At 65.9% G+C, this 16,876-nt stretch carries 20 protein-coding genes and 1 tRNA gene; 10 read left to right on the top strand and 11 right to left on the bottom strand.

From position 1 onward, the window contains the following. Positions 1–2: 2 nt before the first annotated feature. The 3 genes from FFS35_RS10040 to FFS35_RS10030 are packed head-to-tail and all read left to right on the top strand — an operon-like array spanning position 3 to position 1,692. On the top strand, positions 3–581 hold the full coding sequence (locus tag FFS35_RS10040; protein WP_137786948.1) for an SCO family protein: 579 nt from the start codon (positions 3–5) through the stop codon (positions 579–581). Then, complete coding sequence (locus FFS35_RS10035; protein WP_137786947.1) at positions 578–1,012, top strand: YcgN family cysteine cluster protein; 435 nt, start codon at positions 578–580, stop codon at positions 1,010–1,012. Before FFS35_RS10040 ends, FFS35_RS10035 begins: the two co-directional genes overlap by 4 nt. Then, positions 1,009–1,692, top strand: a complete 684-nt coding sequence (locus FFS35_RS10030; RefSeq protein ID WP_137786946.1) for a SprT family zinc-dependent metalloprotease — start codon at positions 1,009–1,011, stop codon at positions 1,690–1,692. Before FFS35_RS10035 ends, FFS35_RS10030 begins: the two co-directional genes overlap by 4 nt. Here the strand turns inward: FFS35_RS10030 and FFS35_RS10025 are convergent. The 7 genes from FFS35_RS10025 to FFS35_RS09995 form a co-directional block, all read right to left on the bottom strand. Further along, positions 1,659–3,803, bottom strand: a complete 2,145-nt coding sequence (locus FFS35_RS10025; RefSeq protein ID WP_137786945.1) for a PBP1A family penicillin-binding protein — start codon at positions 3,801–3,803, stop codon at positions 1,659–1,661. The two genes, FFS35_RS10030 and FFS35_RS10025, sit on opposite strands and share 34 nt — an antisense overlap. Positions 3,804–3,867: 64 nt before the next feature. After that, positions 3,868–4,260 (bottom strand): peptide-methionine (R)-S-oxide reductase MsrB, encoded by a 393-nt coding sequence (gene msrB, locus FFS35_RS10020; protein ID WP_137786944.1) that lies wholly within the window; start codon positions 4,258–4,260, stop codon positions 3,868–3,870. A 47-nt stretch (positions 4,261–4,307) separates the two neighbouring features. Beyond that, positions 4,308–4,832, bottom strand: a complete 525-nt coding sequence (locus tag FFS35_RS10015) for a CAP domain-containing protein (protein ID WP_137786943.1) — start codon at positions 4,830–4,832, stop codon at positions 4,308–4,310. Between the two features lie 79 nt (positions 4,833–4,911). Beyond that, complete coding sequence (locus FFS35_RS10010; protein WP_137786942.1) at positions 4,912–5,529, bottom strand: L,D-transpeptidase family protein; 618 nt, start codon at positions 5,527–5,529, stop codon at positions 4,912–4,914. Between the two features lie 15 nt (positions 5,530–5,544). Next, positions 5,545–6,189 carry a PEPxxWA-CTERM sorting domain-containing protein gene (locus FFS35_RS20490; protein WP_137786941.1) on the bottom strand — a complete coding sequence of 215 codons (645 nt, stop codon included), beginning with the start codon at positions 6,187–6,189 and terminating at the stop codon, positions 5,545–5,547. Between the two features lie 320 nt (positions 6,190–6,509). Beyond that, positions 6,510–6,596: transfer RNA gene (locus FFS35_RS10000), tRNA-Leu, on the bottom strand. A gap of 114 nt (positions 6,597–6,710) precedes the next feature. Next, the gene (locus FFS35_RS09995; protein WP_137786940.1) at positions 6,711–7,460 is read right to left on the bottom strand and encodes a zinc-ribbon domain-containing protein; all 750 of its coding nucleotides are present in this window, start codon (positions 7,458–7,460) and stop codon (positions 6,711–6,713) included. Between the two features lie 162 nt (positions 7,461–7,622). On the opposite strand from FFS35_RS09995, the gene ftsE reads away from it, so the two are divergent. Genes ftsE through FFS35_RS09975 form a run of 4 tightly spaced genes read left to right on the top strand, consistent with a single transcriptional unit; the run spans position 7,623 to position 10,418 of the window. After that, positions 7,623–8,327, top strand: a complete 705-nt coding sequence (ftsE, locus tag FFS35_RS09990) for a cell division ATP-binding protein FtsE (protein WP_137787093.1) — start codon at positions 7,623–7,625, stop codon at positions 8,325–8,327. 2 nt (positions 8,328–8,329) lie between these two features. After that, the gene (locus tag FFS35_RS09985; RefSeq protein ID WP_137786939.1) at positions 8,330–9,205 is read left to right on the top strand and encodes a permease; all 876 of its coding nucleotides are present in this window, start codon (positions 8,330–8,332) and stop codon (positions 9,203–9,205) included. Further along, entirely contained in the window at positions 9,202–9,735 is a 534-nt protein-coding gene (locus FFS35_RS09980; RefSeq protein ID WP_137786938.1) for a YdcF family protein, read from the top strand. The genes FFS35_RS09985 and FFS35_RS09980 overlap by 4 nt, the downstream gene beginning before the upstream one ends. Next, positions 9,732–10,418, top strand: a complete 687-nt coding sequence (locus tag FFS35_RS09975) for a lysophospholipid acyltransferase family protein (RefSeq protein WP_137786937.1) — start codon at positions 9,732–9,734, stop codon at positions 10,416–10,418. The genes FFS35_RS09980 and FFS35_RS09975 overlap by 4 nt, the downstream gene beginning before the upstream one ends. A gap of 6 nt (positions 10,419–10,424) precedes the next feature. Here FFS35_RS09975 and FFS35_RS09970 read toward each other — a convergent pair whose 3' ends face one another. Next, positions 10,425–11,333, bottom strand: coding sequence for a prephenate/arogenate dehydrogenase family protein (locus FFS35_RS09970; RefSeq protein ID WP_137786936.1), 909 nt, complete (start codon positions 11,331–11,333; stop codon positions 10,425–10,427). Then, positions 11,333–12,433 carry a histidinol-phosphate transaminase gene (gene hisC, locus FFS35_RS09965; RefSeq protein WP_137787092.1) on the bottom strand — a complete coding sequence of 367 codons (1,101 nt, stop codon included), beginning with the start codon at positions 12,431–12,433 and terminating at the stop codon, positions 11,333–11,335. Before hisC ends, FFS35_RS09970 begins: the two co-directional genes overlap by 1 nt. A gap of 236 nt (positions 12,434–12,669) precedes the next feature. Here hisC and FFS35_RS09960 point away from each other — a divergent pair, with 236 nt between their 5' ends. From FFS35_RS09960 to FFS35_RS09950, 3 genes are read left to right on the top strand one after another with little or no spacing between them, the layout of a single operon-like run. After that, a complete protein-coding gene (locus FFS35_RS09960; protein WP_171007588.1) occupies positions 12,670–13,812 on the top strand; it encodes a homoserine O-acetyltransferase in 1,143 nt (380 codons plus the stop codon). Beyond that, entirely contained in the window at positions 13,812–14,420 is a 609-nt protein-coding gene (gene metW / locus FFS35_RS09955) for a methionine biosynthesis protein MetW (RefSeq protein WP_137787090.1), read from the top strand. The genes FFS35_RS09960 and metW overlap by 1 nt, the downstream gene beginning before the upstream one ends. Positions 14,421–14,448: 28 nt before the next feature. Beyond that, positions 14,449–14,841 (top strand): response regulator, encoded by a 393-nt coding sequence (locus FFS35_RS09950; RefSeq protein ID WP_137786935.1) that lies wholly within the window; start codon positions 14,449–14,451, stop codon positions 14,839–14,841. Here the strand turns inward: FFS35_RS09950 and FFS35_RS09945 are convergent. Next, positions 14,825–16,318: a PAS domain-containing protein gene (locus FFS35_RS09945; RefSeq protein ID WP_137787089.1), complete on the bottom strand. Its 1,494-nt coding sequence runs from the start codon at positions 16,316–16,318 to the stop codon at positions 14,825–14,827. The two genes, FFS35_RS09950 and FFS35_RS09945, sit on opposite strands and share 17 nt — an antisense overlap. A 29-nt stretch (positions 16,319–16,347) precedes the next feature. Next, positions 16,348–16,875, bottom strand: a complete 528-nt coding sequence (gene ssb / locus FFS35_RS09940; protein ID WP_137786934.1) for a single-stranded DNA-binding protein — start codon at positions 16,873–16,875, stop codon at positions 16,348–16,350. Position 16,876 lies beyond the last annotated feature (1 nt).

Genomic DNA, 16,876 nt, shown 5'->3' with positions numbered 1-16,876 from the left:
CCATGAACCTGCGTTTCTCCTTTCCGATCCTTGTCGCACTGGCGGCGTGTTCTCCCACGAAACAGGCGGAACGGCCGCCGCTGGAGGGCGCCAGTATCGGCGGCGCCTTCTCGCTCACCGATCAGAACGGGCGTGTCACGACCGATCGGGATTTCGCGGGCAAGTATCGCATCATGTATTTCGGCTACACCTTTTGTCCCGACATATGCCCGCTCGACGTCCAGAATATCAGCGCGGCGGTGAAGATCGTGGAGAAGGAGCAGCCCGGGCTCGGCGCGCGTATAGTGCCTGTTTTCGTGACGATCGACCCCGCGCGCGACAATCCGGCGGCGCTGAGGCAGTTCACCGCCGCCTTTCACCCCCGGCTCGTGGGGTTGACCGGATCGCCCGATCAGATCGCTCGCGTCGCCAGGGAATATGGCGTCTATTATGCGCGCGGACAGGGTTCGGCGGGCGGCTATCTGATGGATCACAGCCGCGCCGCCTATCTGATGGCGCCGGATGGCAAGCCGCTCGCCCTGCTGTCGCAGGAAGGGCCGCCGCGCAAGATCGCCGACGAAATCGAGCGCTGGGCGAAATGACGACGCGGTTCTGGGAAGATACCCCGCTCGACAAGCTCGATCGCGCGCAGTGGGAGGCGCTGTGTGACGGATGCGGCAAATGCTGCATCCACAAGCTGGAGGATGAGGATACCGGCGAACTGATCCCCACCAACGTGGCATGCCGGCTGCTCGATCGGCGCGCCGGGCGTTGCTCGAATTATCGCCACCGTCACGCCTATGTCAGCGAATGCGTGCGGTTGAACGCGCGCAACGTGCATGAGATCGATTGGCTGCCGTCGACCTGCGCCTATCGGCTGCGCGCCGCCGGGGAACAGCTGCCTGAGTGGCACTATCTGGTGTGCGGCGATACAGAGGCGGTGCATCGCGCCGGTCAGTCTGTACGCGGCTGGACGATCAGCGAGGATGACGCCGGCGATCTCGAACACCATATGGTCGATCGGGTGCTGTGACCGCCGAGATCGAGATCGTGCGGCATCCGCGCGCCAGGCGCGCGAAGCTGTCGCTCGATCCGGCGGATGGGCGTGTGCGGCTCGTGATCCCGCCGCGCGCCTCGGCGAAGACGGCGCTGGCCTGGGCGATGACCCAGCGTGACTGGCTGGAACGGCAGCGCGCGGCATTGCCGGAAGCGCGGCCGTTCGTAAATCGGGCGGTGGTGCCATTCGACGATGCGCAACTTGTCATCGCGTGGGAGGAAAGCGCGTGTCGCCGCGTGACCCGGCACGCCGATCAACTGGTGCTCGGCGGCCCACAGGAAACGATCCCGCGACGCATCGAGGCCTGGCTAAGGCGTGAGGCCTTGCGATTGCTGAGCGAGGATACGGCGGATTACGCTGCCCGCGCGGGGGTGAAAGTGGCGAAGGTCGCCATCGGGGATGCGCGCGGACGCTGGGGAAGCTGCGCTTCGTCCGGGACGATCCGGTATAATTGGCGGCTGGCGCTGGCGCCAGGCGCGGTGCGCCGGGCGACCGCCGCGCATGAGGTGGCGCATCGCTTACATATGAATCACGGGCCGGCATTTCATGCGCTGGTCGCCGAGCTTTATGGCCGCGATCCCGCGCCCGAACGCCGCTGGTTACGCGCCCATGGCGCGGCGCTTCACTGGTATGGGCGCGGCGGCTCACCCGAATAGGTCGTTGTGGTAGACCGATTGGCGGGCGGATTCTGCGCGGGTGCGGACGGCCGGCGTTGATCGCGGCGCGGGTCGCGCCCGGTAACGCGATCGATCCAGTCCTGATCGAGCCGCTCCTGCGGCGGCGGATTGCCGTCTTCATCGACTTGCGGGCGATCGCGCGCGGGGCGGTCATTGGCCGGCGGCGGGTTCGCGTAGTCGGGATAGCCCGGCACGCCGCCCGGCGCCGGATTGCCGTCCGGATCGACGAACATCCCGTTGTCCGGGCTGCCATAATAGCTTTCGGCATCAGGCTCGAGCTGCGCTTCGGGCAGGGTCACCTGCGTCTCGAACTGCTCGATCGGGCGCTTGGCGACGGCGCGGATCATGAAATCGTGAAATGCGCGCGCGGGCGCGGTGCCACCGTGCAGGCCTGCAATCGGCCTCGCATCATCGCGGCCCATCCACACGCCGGTGGTCAATCCGGAGGAGAAGCCCAGGAACCAGCCATCCTTCGACGAGCTGGTCGTGCCGGTCTTGCCCGCGACGGGTCGACCGATCTGTGCGGCCCGGCCGGTGCCGGTATTGACGGTCGTCTGCAGCAGATCGATCATCTGCGCGGCGACTTGCGGTGCGACGAGCACCCGGCTGCGATCCACCTCATGCTGATAGATGGTATCGCCATTGGTCGTCACCTTGACGATGCCATACGGCGTCACCGCGACGCCCTGATTGGCGACGCTGGCGAAAGCGCGGGTCATGTCGATCAGCCGCACGTCAGACGTGCCGAGCACCATCGACGGATGGGTATTGACGGTCGTGGTGATACCGAAACGTCGCGCCATATCCGCCACGGTGGCGAAACCCACCTGCTGGCCAAGCTTCGCGGCGATCGTGTTGAGCGAATAGGCGAAGGCCGTACGCAGCGTGACCTGCCCGGAATTTCGGCGCGAATCGTTGCGCGGGCTCCAGCCGTCGATCGTCACCGGCTCATCAACTTCGGTCGATTCGGGCGTCTTCCCCGCCTCCAGCGCGGCGAGATAGACGAACAGCTTGAAGGCGGATCCCGGCTGCCGCTCCGCCTGCGTCGCACGATTGTAGATGGAGGCGACATAATCCTTGCCGCCGACCATCGCGCGCACCGCGCCATCGCGATCCAGCGCGACGAGCGCGCCCTGCGCGCCGTTCGGTGCATTCTGCCGGATCGCGGCATCGGCATCGCGCTGCATGTTGAGATCGAGCGTCGTCCACACTTCGAGCGGCTTTTCGGTTTCGTCGATCAGCAATTCGAGCTGCGGCAATGCCCAGTCGGTGAAATAGCGAACGCTGTTCTGCTTCGGCTCCGGCGCGAGCGCGACCGTTTTTGGATCTGCGGCCTGTGCCTCCCCGGCCGAAATCATGCCGGCATCTTCCATCGACCTCAGCACGACGGAGGCGCGGCCCACGGCGGCGCTCGCGTCGGCTGTCGGGGAATAGTTCGACGGGGCCTTGACCAGCCCGGCGATGATCGCGGCCTCGGCGAGCGAGAGGTGATCGGCGCCATGGCCGAAGAACTTCCGCGACGCCGCATCGATGCCATAGGCACCGCCGCCGTAATAAACCTTGTTCAGATAAAGCTCGAGAATCTCGTCCTTGCTGAACTTGCGCTCCATCGCGAGCGCGAGGATCCATTCGCGGAACTTGCGGCCGAACTTCTTCTGATTGTTGAGGAATACGTTGCGTGCCAGCTGCTGCGTGATCGTCGATCCGCCCTGCACCCAGCGCCCGCGATCGAGCCGCACCTTCACCGAGCGCGCGACGCCGATCGGGTCGACGCCGAGATGGCTGTAGAAGCGGCGGTCCTCCACGGCCACGGTGGCCTCGCGCATCACCTTGGGGATGCGGTCGCCCGACAGCCATTCGCCATAGCTCGGGCCCATCGAGACGATCACCGTGCCGTCGGCGGCATGAACACGAATCATCTGCCCGTTGGGGGATGATTTCAGTTCGTCGTAGCTCGGCAGTTGTGCCCGCGTGACATAAACGGCGGTAACGAGCGCGCCGATCGCAAGAACCGCGAGCACCAGCAGCAGCTTGATTGCAAGCGAGAGGCGACGGCGCCAGGGCGAACGGGGTCTAGGGGCGCGGGCCATCGGATCGGCTAAAGCGAATAGAGGCTTAGCCGCCGCTTAACAAGCGCGGCGACCAGGCGGACGTTCACCGCGGATGAAAATCAAGACAGATCGAGTTGATGCAATAGCGAAGGCCCGTCGGCGGCGGTCCGTCGGGAAAAACATGGCCGAGATGGCTGTCGCAGCGTGCGCAGCGCGTTTCCGTGCGCGTCATCCCGTGGCTGGTATCGGTGTGATCGGTGACGACGCTTTCCGATACGGGCTGGGTAAAGCTCGGCCAGCCGGAGCCGGAATCATATTTGTCCGCTGAATCGAACAGCGCCAGGTCACAGGCGGCGCAATGATAGGTGCCATCAGCCTTGTTGTCGGTAAGGCGGCCGGCGAAGGCGCGTTCCGTGCCGGCCTCGCGCAGCACATGATATTGCTCCGCCGTCAGGCGACGACGCCATTCGGACTCGGAAAGATCCAATCGCTCCATGCGCATGAATTTCGGGTGTCGAGGGCGCCGCGTCAAGCGGAGGCTGATCAGAAAGGGCGCTCGCCGATATAATTGCCCGCGTCACTGTATCGGCAGACCAGCACATCCTCGGCCCGGCCCCGCGCGATCGCGCAGCCGACTTCGCCGGTGTCGCGCCACATCAACTGGGTATAATGGCCGATATCCTCGACGTTGCCGGTCGAGCTGTTGTTCGGGAACAGGCCGGGCGTGAAATAGCGCTTTTCGCGGACCCAGGCGTCGACCATCCGCTCGAGCGTGAACGCCCCCTTGGTGCCGGCCCAGAGATTCTCGCCTTGCGGATCGCTGGCGCGTTCGGGCGCATGCTCGAAGCGGCCAGTCTGGGCGAGATGGTTCGCCCAGAGCTGCGCGGAGCCGGCGAGGCGCTGATCCCATTGCAGCGCGGGGATGCCCATCATCGCGCGCTCGCGGTTGTGCCGCGCCAGAAGCCGGTCGGCGAAGTTAGACGAAGGATCGGTCGCGCCAACCAGCAGCGGCGTGGTCAGCAGAAGCGCGATACCCGCGAACAGCGATGTCAGTCGATGATGCGACATGATTGACCCATCCCAAGGAACGGGTCGTTTTTCTCACGCGCAGGTCAGCAGGCGATTGAAAGGGCTGGTTAGTTTTAGGCTAACTATGTTTCGGCAATGGCCCCGCGGAGGGCGGCATGATAGCCACGATATCCCCGCGCCGCACCGCGGCGAAAAGCAGCGCCGCGAAAGAGCGGGGCACGCCGATGCAGCCATGGGTCGCGGAGCCGCGCCGCACATTGCTGGCATGCACAGCCACCCCATCCCCGGTGAGGCGAAGCATATAGGGCATCTCGGCATCGTAGAGCGTGGAGCGGTGCTCCTGCTGCTTTTCCAGGATCGGAAAGACGCCGCTCGGCGTCGGCTTGCCATCGGTGCCGTAGAGGATCACGGCCGAACCGATTTCATGCCCATCGCGAAATACCGACAGCAATTGGCGAGCGAGATCCACGCGCACCCACGTCTGCCCGGTTGCCGGCACGTGCTGCTCGTTCCACACATAATCGCCGAACTGCATCGATTGGCGCACGTTCAGCAGGCTCTTCACCTGGCGGGTTTCGCCATCGGGAAGCGCGAGTGCCGGATATTGCCCGACGGGATACCAGATGCGCGGTCCGGTCTCGACGCGCTTCACCGGCTGCGCGATGCGGTCAGGCTCCGCGTCCTGGCAACTTGCCAGTGCGACGGTCAGGGTCAGCGCCAGCAGGATATGCCGCATGGGCGGGTGGACGCGCTAGCCCCCCGCGAGTGGCGCCGCAGCGCGAACGCGCCGCCGCATCGCGATGCCGATCCCGAAGAAGCCGGCCAGCAGCATCGCCCATGTGGCCGGTTCGGGCACCGGCGTCACGGGCGGGGTGGGGCTTCCGGTAGGAGTCGGCGTCGGCGTGACGATGATCCCGCTGCCACCGCCGCCGCCGCCACCGCCGTTGTTGACGGGGGGGATCGGCAGGATGTTCGTGCCGCCCGGCGTCTGCGTCGGGCCGAGCACCTGGGCGGTCGGGGACGGTGCCAGATCGGGAACCGCGGTATTGTTGAACGGAATCGGCTGCGCATCAGGTTCGCCGACCAGCGGGCGCTCGCGCAGCGAGGTCAGCACGCGTTCCGTCGGCGAGCCTGGCGGGGCCGCGCGGGTCCGACTGCTGGCGAGTTCGCGTTCGCGCGCCGGCTTGGTCTGCGTCAGAGCGCCAGCCGCCCGATCGCCGGGAGAGCGATCGCTGAGCACGGAGAGCGGATCGGCGATCGCGTTGACAACGGCCGCGCTGGCCTTTCCGAAACTGTCCAGCCCGGCTTTCCCGTTCACCACATAGCCCGTGCCGGTGCCGGTCGCGACCAGCACTCCAAGGATCACCAGCAATTTACGCATCTTGCCGATCTTCATACGCCTGCCTTCGAACCGCCCCCTCGCTCTATTTATCAGTCGAAAACACTAACGTTTGAGCCGGATATTCGCCGCATAGCCGCGAATGTCCCGGAATGCGACAAATTCCGGGTGCGCAGACTTACAAAAGCGTTGCCAGAATGCACCAGTTCGGGCGATTAAGGTTAATAGCTGTCAATGCGCCCGTTTTCGGTCGTGAGATCCATGCGCCGCCGGCAGCTGCCGATCTTTCGATTCGCCGGCGGCAATCAGGTCTGTTCCCGGCGTTTTCAGCATGAACTTCGGCGTGGCAGGGGGATGATCCCGCCGATCAGCCAAAGTGGTGCGGTCGAGAAGACTCGAACTTCCACGTCCTTTCGGACACAACGACCTCAACGTTGCGCGTCTACCAATTCCGCCACGACCGCACGTGATATTCACCGGGCTGGCCCGGCGATTGGCAGGACGGCGCCCCTAGCAAAGCCTTTCGGGGCTGGCAATGCCTGTATTGCCGATCGCGCCGCGAAGGCCGGCTCGCGCCGCTATTTGCCGTTTTCGCCGACGAAGCTCAGCTCCAGCCGCTTCGAATTGGCGGGCACGTCCAGCTTCGCCGAATTGAAATCGATCGATCCCTTCGGGCCGAGCGAGCGCTGCTGCGGCGTGATCGTCCAGCTGAAGACGATGCGGCCCTGCGCATCGCGCAGATCGGCGCGGATATCGGGCACGCGCTGGCGGTCTCCCGACGGGTTCAGCACCTTGCCGCTCACTGCGAACAATTCGCTGCCATTGGCCATCTCGCGCCGCTCGATCGGATTGTCGACCAGCCGCAGCGGTGATTCCGCCGGGCCGAATGACAGGCCGAGCTGTTGCGCCAGCCCCGGCGCGCTCATCCAGATGATCGCCGCGACCGCCACCAGCATCAACAGCCCCGCCGCGACGGCGGCGATCGTCCAGCGACGTGAATGGTTGCGCCGCGGGCGAAACGGCGGGCGATGCGCGAATGCGTCATAATCTACGTCTGCCGCGGGTTTCGGCGCGCTTTCGACCGGCGGCTCTGCGGGCGCGAGGACAACCGGCGCATCGGCTGGCGCCGGTGCGGCGGAAGAAGGGGCGGCGGGCGGCGGCGCGGGCTCGGCAGGCGTCTCGGTCGGCATCGCCTCGATCGCGCGCGCGTCTGCGTCCTGAAACCAGCTATGCCGGCAATTGGCGCATCGCACGACTCTGCCCGAAACCCCGATCGCACTGTCGGGGACGAGATAGCGTGTGCGGCATTCGGGGCATTCGAGGATCATGTCGCGACAATTGCTCGCACGGGGCTTGAATCCATGAATCTAAGCATGTCCGGGGACCAGCTGGCAAGCGATGAGTGCAGGATCGCGCACCGGCCTTGAAGCGGTGCCCCCGCTCGTGCGATGGCGATTGCCTTGGTGTGGGGTGAGGCGGAAGACGCCGCGATGGCGAATATCGTGCAGTTCGAGAATGTGGGGCTGCGCTATGGCACCGGCCAGGAAACGCTGTCGGACCTCACGTTCACGCTGGCGAGCGGCGCATTCTATTTTCTCACCGGGGCGAGCGGGGCGGGGAAGACGTCGCTGCTCAAGCTGCTTTATCTGGCGCAGCGGCCGAGCCGGGGCATCATCCGCCTGTTCGGCGAGGATGCGGTAACGATGCCGCGCAGCCGCCTGCCGGGCTTTCGCCGCCGCATCGGCGTGGTGTTTCAGGATTTCCGGCTGATCCCGCATCTGTCGATCGCCGACAATATCGCCTTGCCCCTGCGCGTCGCGGGTGTGCCCGAAGCGGACGTCGTCGGCCCCGTCAACGAAATGCTCGCATGGGTCGGGCTGGGCGATCGCGGCGCGGCACGCCCGGCGACCCTGTCCGGCGGGGAGCAGCAGCGCGTCGCGATCGCGCGCGCGGTGATCGGGCGACCTGAAATACTGGTCGCCGACGAGCCGACCGGCAACGTCGATCCGGACATGGCGGATCGCCTGTTGCTGCTGTTCGATTCGCTCAACCGGCTGGGCACGACCGTGCTGGTCGCGACGCACGACATCCACTTGCTCAATCGTGTGCCCGATGCCCAGATGATGCGGCTCGACAAGGGGCAGTTGCAGGATCCGACCGGCGCCCTGCGCCATCCCCCCGCAAGGCGGACATAGCGATGGCGAATGCAACCGCGCGATTGCTGGACGACGCGCGAGACGGGCGCGCCATGACGTGGGTGATCGCGATCATGCTGTTCCTGACGGTGCTGGCCGCGGCGATGGGGCTGGCGACGCGCAACGCGGCGACCACGCTGGAGCGCTCGCTTGGCGGCCGGCTGACCGTGCAGCTCACCAGCGGCGCGCCGGCGACGCGCGAGGCGCAGGCGATGCGGGTCGCCGCGCGGTTGCGCGCGACGCCCGGGGTGACGCGGGTGTCGCCCGTGAGCCGCGCCGCGCTGGCCGAGCTGCTGCGGCCGTGGCTGGGATCTGACGGCGCCGATCCCTCGCTGCCACTACCGGTGATGATCGACGTGGACCTGGCAGACGGGACGGCGGCCACGCTGGCGCGGGTGCGCGCCGCTATCGGTGGGGTGGCGCCGGCGGCGCGCATCGATGCGCATGCGAGCTGGATGGCCTCGGTCGGCGATATGCTGTCCTTCGCGACGTGGCTTGGCGCGGGGCTGGTCGCGCTGATGGCGACCGCGACTGCCACGGTGGTGGTGCTCGCCGCGCGCGCCGGGCTCGATGCACATCGCGCAACGATCGAGGTGATGCACATGCTGGGCGCCACCGATGTGCAGGTGGCGCGGCTGTTTCAGCGCCGGATCGCGCGCGATGCACTGATCGGCGGGCTGGTGGGCGGCGTGCTGGCGCTCGTGCTGGTCGCGCTGATCGGATCGCGCGTGGGGGGGCTTGGCTCGGAGCTGCTCGGCGGGGCGGGGCTGGGTATCGGCGGCTGGGCCGCGCTGGCGCTGTTGCCGCTCGGGTTCGTGCTGGTGGCGATGATGGCGGCGCGTTGGGCCGTCACGCGCGCGCTGAGGCGCATCCTGTGATCGGGCGGCTGATCGGGTTCGCCGCCGTCGTCTGGGGGCTGGGATTCGCGACCTTCACGCTGCTCCTCGCGCAGCCGTCCGCCGTCGCGCGCACCGACGCGATCGTCGTGCCGACCGGCGGGGCGGGGCGGATCGCGCGCGGGCTGACGCTGATCGAGGAAAAGCGCGCGCGGCGGATGCTCGTCACCGGGGTTGCCCCTGGCGTTGCCAAACGCGATCTGGCCGCCGCGTTCGGGCACGCGCCGGCGATCGACTGCTGTGTCGATCTCGGGCGGCAGGCGGTGGATACCCGCTCGAACGCGGAGGAAACCGCCACCTGGGTACGCGAGCATCGCTATCGATCGGTGCGGCTGGTGACGTCCGACTGGCATATGGCGCGCGCGCGGATGGAGCTGGATGCGGCGCTCGACGACAATGTGACGATCGTGCCGGATGGCGTGCCGACCGAGCCGCGGCTGGGGCAATTGGTGAACGAATTCAACAAGCTCATTCTGCGGCGCGTTGTGCTGTGGCTGGGGATCGGGCGATGAGCGACTGGCTGAGGACGATCGCGTTTCGCGTCATATTCTATGCGATATCGGTGCCGATCGTGCTCGGCGTGCCGCTCGCCGCGCTTGGCGGGCAGCGCGTGGTGATCGTCTATGCGGATTGCTGGGCGCGGGTTCACCGCTGGGCGATGCGGGCGATCCTCGGCATCCGCAGCCGGGTGGAGGGCGAGATACCGGGCGGGCAGGTGCTCTACGTCGCCAAGCATCAGGCGATGTACGAGACCGTGGAACTGCAACTGATCCTCGGCAGCCCGGCGATGGTGCTGAAGCGCGAACTGATGCGCATCCCGCTGTGGGGCTGGGCGACCACGCTCTACGGGTCGATCGTGGTCGACCGCGACGCTTCGACGAAGGCGCTGCGCCAGCTGATGCGCGACGGGGCGGCGGCGAAGGCATCCGGCCGCTCGGTGATCGTCTATCCCGAAGGAACGCGCGTGCCGCCGGGCGAGAAGCCGCCGCTGCGCTCCGGGTTCGCGGGCCTTTACAAGGCGCTCGATCTGCCGGTGGTCCCGATCGCCACCAACAGCGGCCTGTTGCTGCCGAAAAAAGGCGCGAAGCATCCCGGCATCGTCACTTTCCGCATCGGCGCGGTGATCCCGCCCGGCTTGCCGCGTGAAGAGGCCGAGCGGCGCGTGTGGGAAGCGATCAACGCGCTGGACGCGTGATGCGCCTCAGCCGTGCTTCCGGCCGAAATCGGCGGCGGCGTCATCCTGCCCCTGATCGACGATCGAGCGGCGGATCGCGCGGGTCTGGGCGAAATGGTTGAACAAGGTGTCGCCATCGCCCCAGCGGATCGCGCGCTGCAACTGTGACAGATCCTCGCTGAAGCGCTGGAGCATTTCCAGCACCGCTTCCTTGTTGCTGAGGAACACGTCGCGCCACATCGTCGGGTCGGAGGCGGCGATGCGGGTGAAATCGCGGAAGCCGCCGGCCGAGAATTTGATAACCTCGGATTCGGTGACCTCGGCGAGATCGTTGGCGGTGCCCACGATCGTGTAGGCGATCAGGTGTGGCAGGTGGCTCGTGATCGCCAGTACGCGGTCATGATGCTCGGGGGCCATCGTCTCGACATCGCTGCCGAGCCGTCGCCAGAATTCCGCCACGCGCTCCGCCGCGACCGGATCGCCGCCCGGCAGCGGGGTGACGATGCACCAGCGGCCATGAAACAGCGAAGCGAAGCCGGCTTCCGGCCCGCTCTTTTCCGTTCCCGCGACCGGATGGGCGGGAACGATGATCGCGTCGGGCAATGCCTCGGTCAGCGCCCGGGCGACGAACTCCTTGCTCGAGCCCACGTCGCTGACGATCGCATCGGCGGGAAGGTCTGCCGCGATCTCGGCGGCGACCGCCCCCATCACGCCGACCGGCACGCACAGGATGACGAGGTCGGCATCGGTCACGGCGGCGCCGGGCGTATCGGTCACGTCGTCGACCAGACCGAGCCGGCGCACCGCCTCGCGCACCGCCGCGCTCGCATCATGCCCGGTCAGCCGCACCGTCGGCATCGCCTGGCGCACCGCGCGCGCCACCGATGAGCCGATCAGCCCCAGCCCGATGATGGTGACGCGTGCGAAAGGCAGCATCAGCCCGCGCCCGTCAGCCGACGCAGCGCGGCGACCACGCCCTTCGTCTCGTCCTCGGTGCCGATCGTGATGCGCAAGCCGTGCGGCAGGCCCTGCCCGGGCAGCCAGCGCACGATATAGCCGGCGTCCATCAGCCCCTTGTACGCCGCCTCGGCGGTCAACGCGCCTTCGAACAGCACGAGGATGAAGTTCGCCTGGCTCGGCACCGCGCGTAGCCCGGCATTGCCGAGCTTGGCGATCTCGCTTGCGAACCACGCGCGCCATTTGGCGTTATGCGCCTTCGTATGGGCGACGAAATCGCTGTCGCCCACCGCCGCGACTGCCGCCGCGGTGCCCGCGATGGTGATCGAGAAGGGCAGGCGGATGCGGTGCATCGCCTCGATGATCGCCGGCGCGGCATAGCCCCAGCCGATCCGCTCGGCGGCGAGGCCATACATCTTCGAGAAGGTGCGCGTGACGAGCACGTTCGGCGCGCGCTCCGCCAGCGCCATCCCGCCGTCATCGTCGTCACCGTCGATATATTCGGCATATGCGTGATCGAGCACGAGCAGGATATCGGGGCGCAGCCCGGCGTGCAGCCGCTCGATGTCGGCGCGCGGGGCATAGGTGCCGGTGGGATTGTTCGGGTTGGCGACGAAAACGATCCGCGTGCGATCGGTCACCGCCGCGAGGATCGCGTCCACGTCGGTCGCATAATCCTTGTCCGGCGCCACTACCGGCGTCGCGCCGACGCGCCGGGTGGCGATCGGATAGACCGAGAAGCCGTAATTGACGTAGATCACCTCGTCGCCCGGCCCGGCAAAGGCGCCGGCGGCGAGATGCAGCACCTCGTCGGATCCGTTGCCGTAGATGATTCGGGCCGGATCGAGGCCATGCCTGGACGCCAGCGTATCGCGCAGCTCGGTGGCGCTCGCATCGGGATAACGCTCCAGGCTGGTCGTGGCGCTGGCAAAGGCGGCGCGCGCCTTGGGGCTGGTGCCCAGCGGGTTCTCGTTCGACGAGAGCTTGGCCACCTTGCGGCCGTCGTCGGTGGTGGAACGGCCCGGAATATAGGGCGCGATCTCCATGATCCACGGCTTGGGAACGGGTGCATTCGTCATGGTGGCGGCAATAGCGATCCCCACGGGCTTCGCAATGCCGCGCCGCTCGCGCATCCGTCACCCTTGTTTCGGCAACCGCTTCAGGGTGGCACCGCAAGGCTGCGATAGTTGCAGTCTCCGGCTGGTCCGCCGCGTGTCGCCAGCGGTGAACTCCCCCGGTCGAATTGTGGTCGGCGATGCCCGGATGACGGAGAAAGGTTGTCAATGGCCTGAGATGGACGCAGTGACGGCGTGCAATGTCCGTGATGAATTCCAGTCAGAATGGTGCTCATGATCCGCGTTTCGGCGCGGGGCGCCATGTCGCGCTGCCCGGGCCGCTGAGGCTCGATGGCGGCGGGATACTGACGCCCGTCGAGATATCATACGAAACCTATGGAACGCTGGCGCCCGATGGCGGCAATGCGGTGCTGGTCTGCCACGCGCTGACGATGGACCAATATGTCGCCTCGCCGCATCCGCGCACCGGCAAGCCGGGGTGGTGGACGGCGATGGTGGGGCCGGGGCGGCCGATCGATACCGACCGGATGTTCGTGGTGTGCGCCAACGTGCTCGGCTCGTGCATGGGCTCCTCGGGGCCGGCGACGATCGATCCGGCGACCGGCCGTGAATATGCGATGGCGTTTCCCGTCATCACGATCCGCGATATGGTGCGGGCGCAGGCGATGCTGCTCGATCATCTCGGCGTGCGGCGGCTGAACGCGGTGGTCGGCGGCTCGATGGGGGGCATGCAGGCGCTGTCATGGGCGGCAACCTTCCCCGATCGCGTGGAGGCGGTCGTCGCGATCGCGTCGGCGGCGCGCCATTCGGCGCAGAACATCGCCTTCCACGAAGTCGGGCGCCAGGCGGTGATGGCCGATCCGAACTGGAACGGCGGCGACTATTATCGCAGCACACAACCAGCCGCCGGCCTCGCAGTGGCGAGGATGGCGGCGCATATCACCTATCTTTCCGAAGCGGGACTGACGGAAAAGTTCGGCCGTAGGCTACAAGCCCGCGACGCGAAGTCTTTCGGTTTCGATGCCGATTTTCAGGTTGAGAGCTATCTGCGCCATCAGGGGCTGAGCTTCGTCGATCGGTTCGACGCCAACTCGTATCTCTACATCACCCGCGCGATGGATTATTTCGATCTGGCGGAGGAGCATGGAGGCCTGCTCGCCAGCGCTTTCCGCACGAGCAAATCGCGTTTCTGCCTCGTCAGCTTCGATACCGACTGGCTTTACCCTACCCGCGAATCGCGCGCTATCGTCCATGCTCTAAACGCCGCCGGTGCCCGGGTGAGCTTCATGGAACTGTCCAGTCCTTATGGCCACGATGCCTTTTTGCTGGACGCGCCAGAGCTCTATCGTGTCGTTGCCGGCTTCATGAGGGGTGCGGCATGATCCTGCTTCGTCCGGATCTGGCGGTGATTGCCGATCATGTCGCGCGGGACTCGCGGGTTCTGGATATTGGATGCGGCGATGGCCTGCTGATGGCAGCACTTCGCGATACGAAAGGCGTCGATGCGCGCGGGCTGGAGCTAAATGCCGGCAATGTCGCCAGCGCGGTGGGTCGCGGGCTTTCGGTAATTCAGGGCGACGCGGACACCGATCTCGCCGACTACCCTTCGCGCAGCTTTGATTACGCTATCCTCAGCCAGACGTTGCAGACCTGTCGCGCGCCGGACAAAGTGCTGGGTGAGTTGCTGCGGATCGGGCAGCGCGCCTTTGTCAGCTTCCCCAATTTCGCGCACTGGCGGGTGCGGCTATCGCTGTTATGGGGCGGCCGGATGCCGGTGACGCGGCTGCTGCCGGAGCGGTGGTACGACACGCCGAATATCCACCATCTGACGATCGACGATTTCCGCGCCTATCTTCGCGAGCACGGTATCGCAGTGGAAGGCGCGTGGTTCCTGTCACGTGGTCGAAAAACCACATCGGCGGCGGCAAATGCGCTCGCTGAGCATGCTGTCTTTTTGTTGCGGGGAACCGGCGGGCGCGACGCCTGTTAAGTTACATCGCTATGATCTGGATTAGGAAATGAGCAAGACCGCGCTGATCGTCGAGGACGAAATCTTCGTCGCGCTCGATCTTGAGCGTATATTGGTTGACGCGGGCTACGAAGTCGGCGCGATCGCTGCCGATGCTACGGAGGCGCTTGCTGCCGCGCCTACCTGCTGCGCCGCTTTTGTCGATATCAACCTGCGCGATGGCGCGACCGGCCCGACGATCGCGGAGCGCATCGCGCGTGATTATGGCGTGAAGGTGGTATTCGTCACCGCCAATCCGTCACAGATCGTAAACGAAAGCGCTGCGCTGGGCTATATCCGCAAACCTTTCAGTGAAGAGGCAATCCGCGCCGCCGCCGCAATGGCGATCGACGGGGTCAATCGAGCCAATCACGATTTCGTCTGCTTTACGCCGCGCGACTGAGCGCCGCGCTCGGCACGGCGATTTCCACTACCAGGCCCTCCGGGCGCCAATCACGGCGAACACTACCGCCAAGCTGGCGGACAGCGCTAAGTTCGATCAGTTGACTTCCAAAGCCGCCAGCATTCTCTGGCGCCTTGATAATCGGGCCGCCGCTTTCGCGCCAGACTAGGGTGGTTGTCCCGTTGTCGGAATCAATATCAAGGGCGATGCTGCCGTCATTGCGTGACAACGCGCCGTATTTGGCGGCGTTAGTGGCGAGTTCGTGAAATAGCAGCGCGATCGGTGTGGCTGCGCGATCGTCGATCGCCACCTCGCCCCCTGCGATCGCGATGCGGACATTGTCTCCGACCTGGTAGGGTTCGAACAACTGCCACAGCAACGCTTGCAGGCTGTCGATCTGAGGTGATGGCCGCGAATTGGCGCTATGAGGGCGGATAAAGTCGTGCGCGCGACCCAGCGCCGTTACGCGCTCCCGCAGATCGCGGGCGGCGGGAGCGAATTCGGGCCGCGTGCGCGCTGTTAGCTGGATCAGTCCGGAGACGACCGAAAAAATGTTCTTTATCCGATGGGACAGTTCCTGGCTGACGATTTCCCGCTCCTCGAGCGCGAGCTTTTGCTCATGGATGTCGGTGCAAGTGCCGAACCATCGAAAAATATTGCCGCTCCCGTCACGGATCGGCAGCGCGCGGCCCAAAACCCAGCGGTACGTTCCGTCCGAACGTCGCAAACGATATTCGATCTGATAGGGGTCGCCGGTTTTGAGGCTGTAACGCCACTTATCCCACGCACGCTCCTGATCGTCCGGGTGGAACATGCCGTTCCACTCCTCGCCATCGGTAGAGCCTTCGGGCATGCCGGTGAACTCGTACCAACGGGCGTTGTAATAATCGTGGTAGCCGTCGGGTAAAGTCGACCAGACCATCTGCGGCATCGTGTCCGCGAGGGTGCGGAAACGGATCTCGCTGTCCTCAAGCGCCGCGCGGGCGCCTTCTGCCTCGCGGGCGGTCCGGCGTTCGACCAGCCGGCCCAGCGCGGCGGATGCGGCTATCGTCATCCCTTCCCGCTGGAGCGCCGTAAGGCCCGCGCGCGGCTTGTTGTCGATCACGCACAGCGCGCCCAGCGCCAGGCCCTCGGCGGTAACGAGCGGAGCCCCTGCGTAGAAGCGGATATGGGGTGCGCCCGTAACCAGTGGATTATCAGCGAAGCGCTTGTCGTCCCGCGCGTCAGGCACCTCCATTACCTGGTGCCCGTACATCGCATATGCGCAGAAAGACTGACTGCGCGGCGTTTCGGTGAGATCCGTCCCCACGCGCGAAATAATGCGCTGGAAATGCTCTTCCACCACACTGACAAGCGCGACCGGCTCATCGCACAACTGGCCGGCGAAGCGCACCAGATCATCCAGGAGCCCCTCGTCCCGCGCGCCGGCAACATCGTAGAGGGCCATGGCGCGAGCGCGGGCTACTTCGTCCAGCATGGAATCAGCGATGGCGGACACGGGCCTCCTTAGAACGGAACATCGTCGTCGAGGTCTTCTGCGAAGCCGCCACGGCTCTGTCCGAAACCGCCACCGCCGCCTTTGTTCCCTGCGGCGCCACTTGACGAGGCGCTGCCGAAATCGTTCGCGCCGCCCCAGTCGTCTCGGCCGCCGCCGCCACCGGCCGCCGCACCGCCGGCACCTGCCGCGCCATCGAGCATCGTCAGCACGCTGTTGAAGCCTTGCAGCACGATTTCGGTCGAATAGCGGTCCTGACCTTGCTGGTCCTGCCACTTACGCGTCTGAAGCTGCCCCTCGATATAGACCTTCGATCCCTTGCGCAGAAAGCGCTCGGCAACGTTGGCGAGACCTTCATTGAAAATCGCGACAGAATGCCACTCGGTGCGTTCCTTGCGCTCGCCACTGTTGCGATCCTTCCACGTCTCGGAGGTGGCAATGCGCAGGTTCACAACCTTCCCGCCATTCTGAAACGTGCGTGATTCGGGATCCCGCCCCAGGTTACCGACGAGAATTACCTTGTTGACGCTGCCTGCCATT

The organism is Sphingomonas sp. 3P27F8, assembly GCF_005502745.1.
Classification (GTDB): Bacteria; Pseudomonadota; Alphaproteobacteria; order Sphingomonadales; family Sphingomonadaceae; genus Sphingomonas.
The sequence above is the reverse complement of the archived record's forward strand: the minus strand, read 5'-3'. Positions and strand labels throughout refer to the sequence as shown.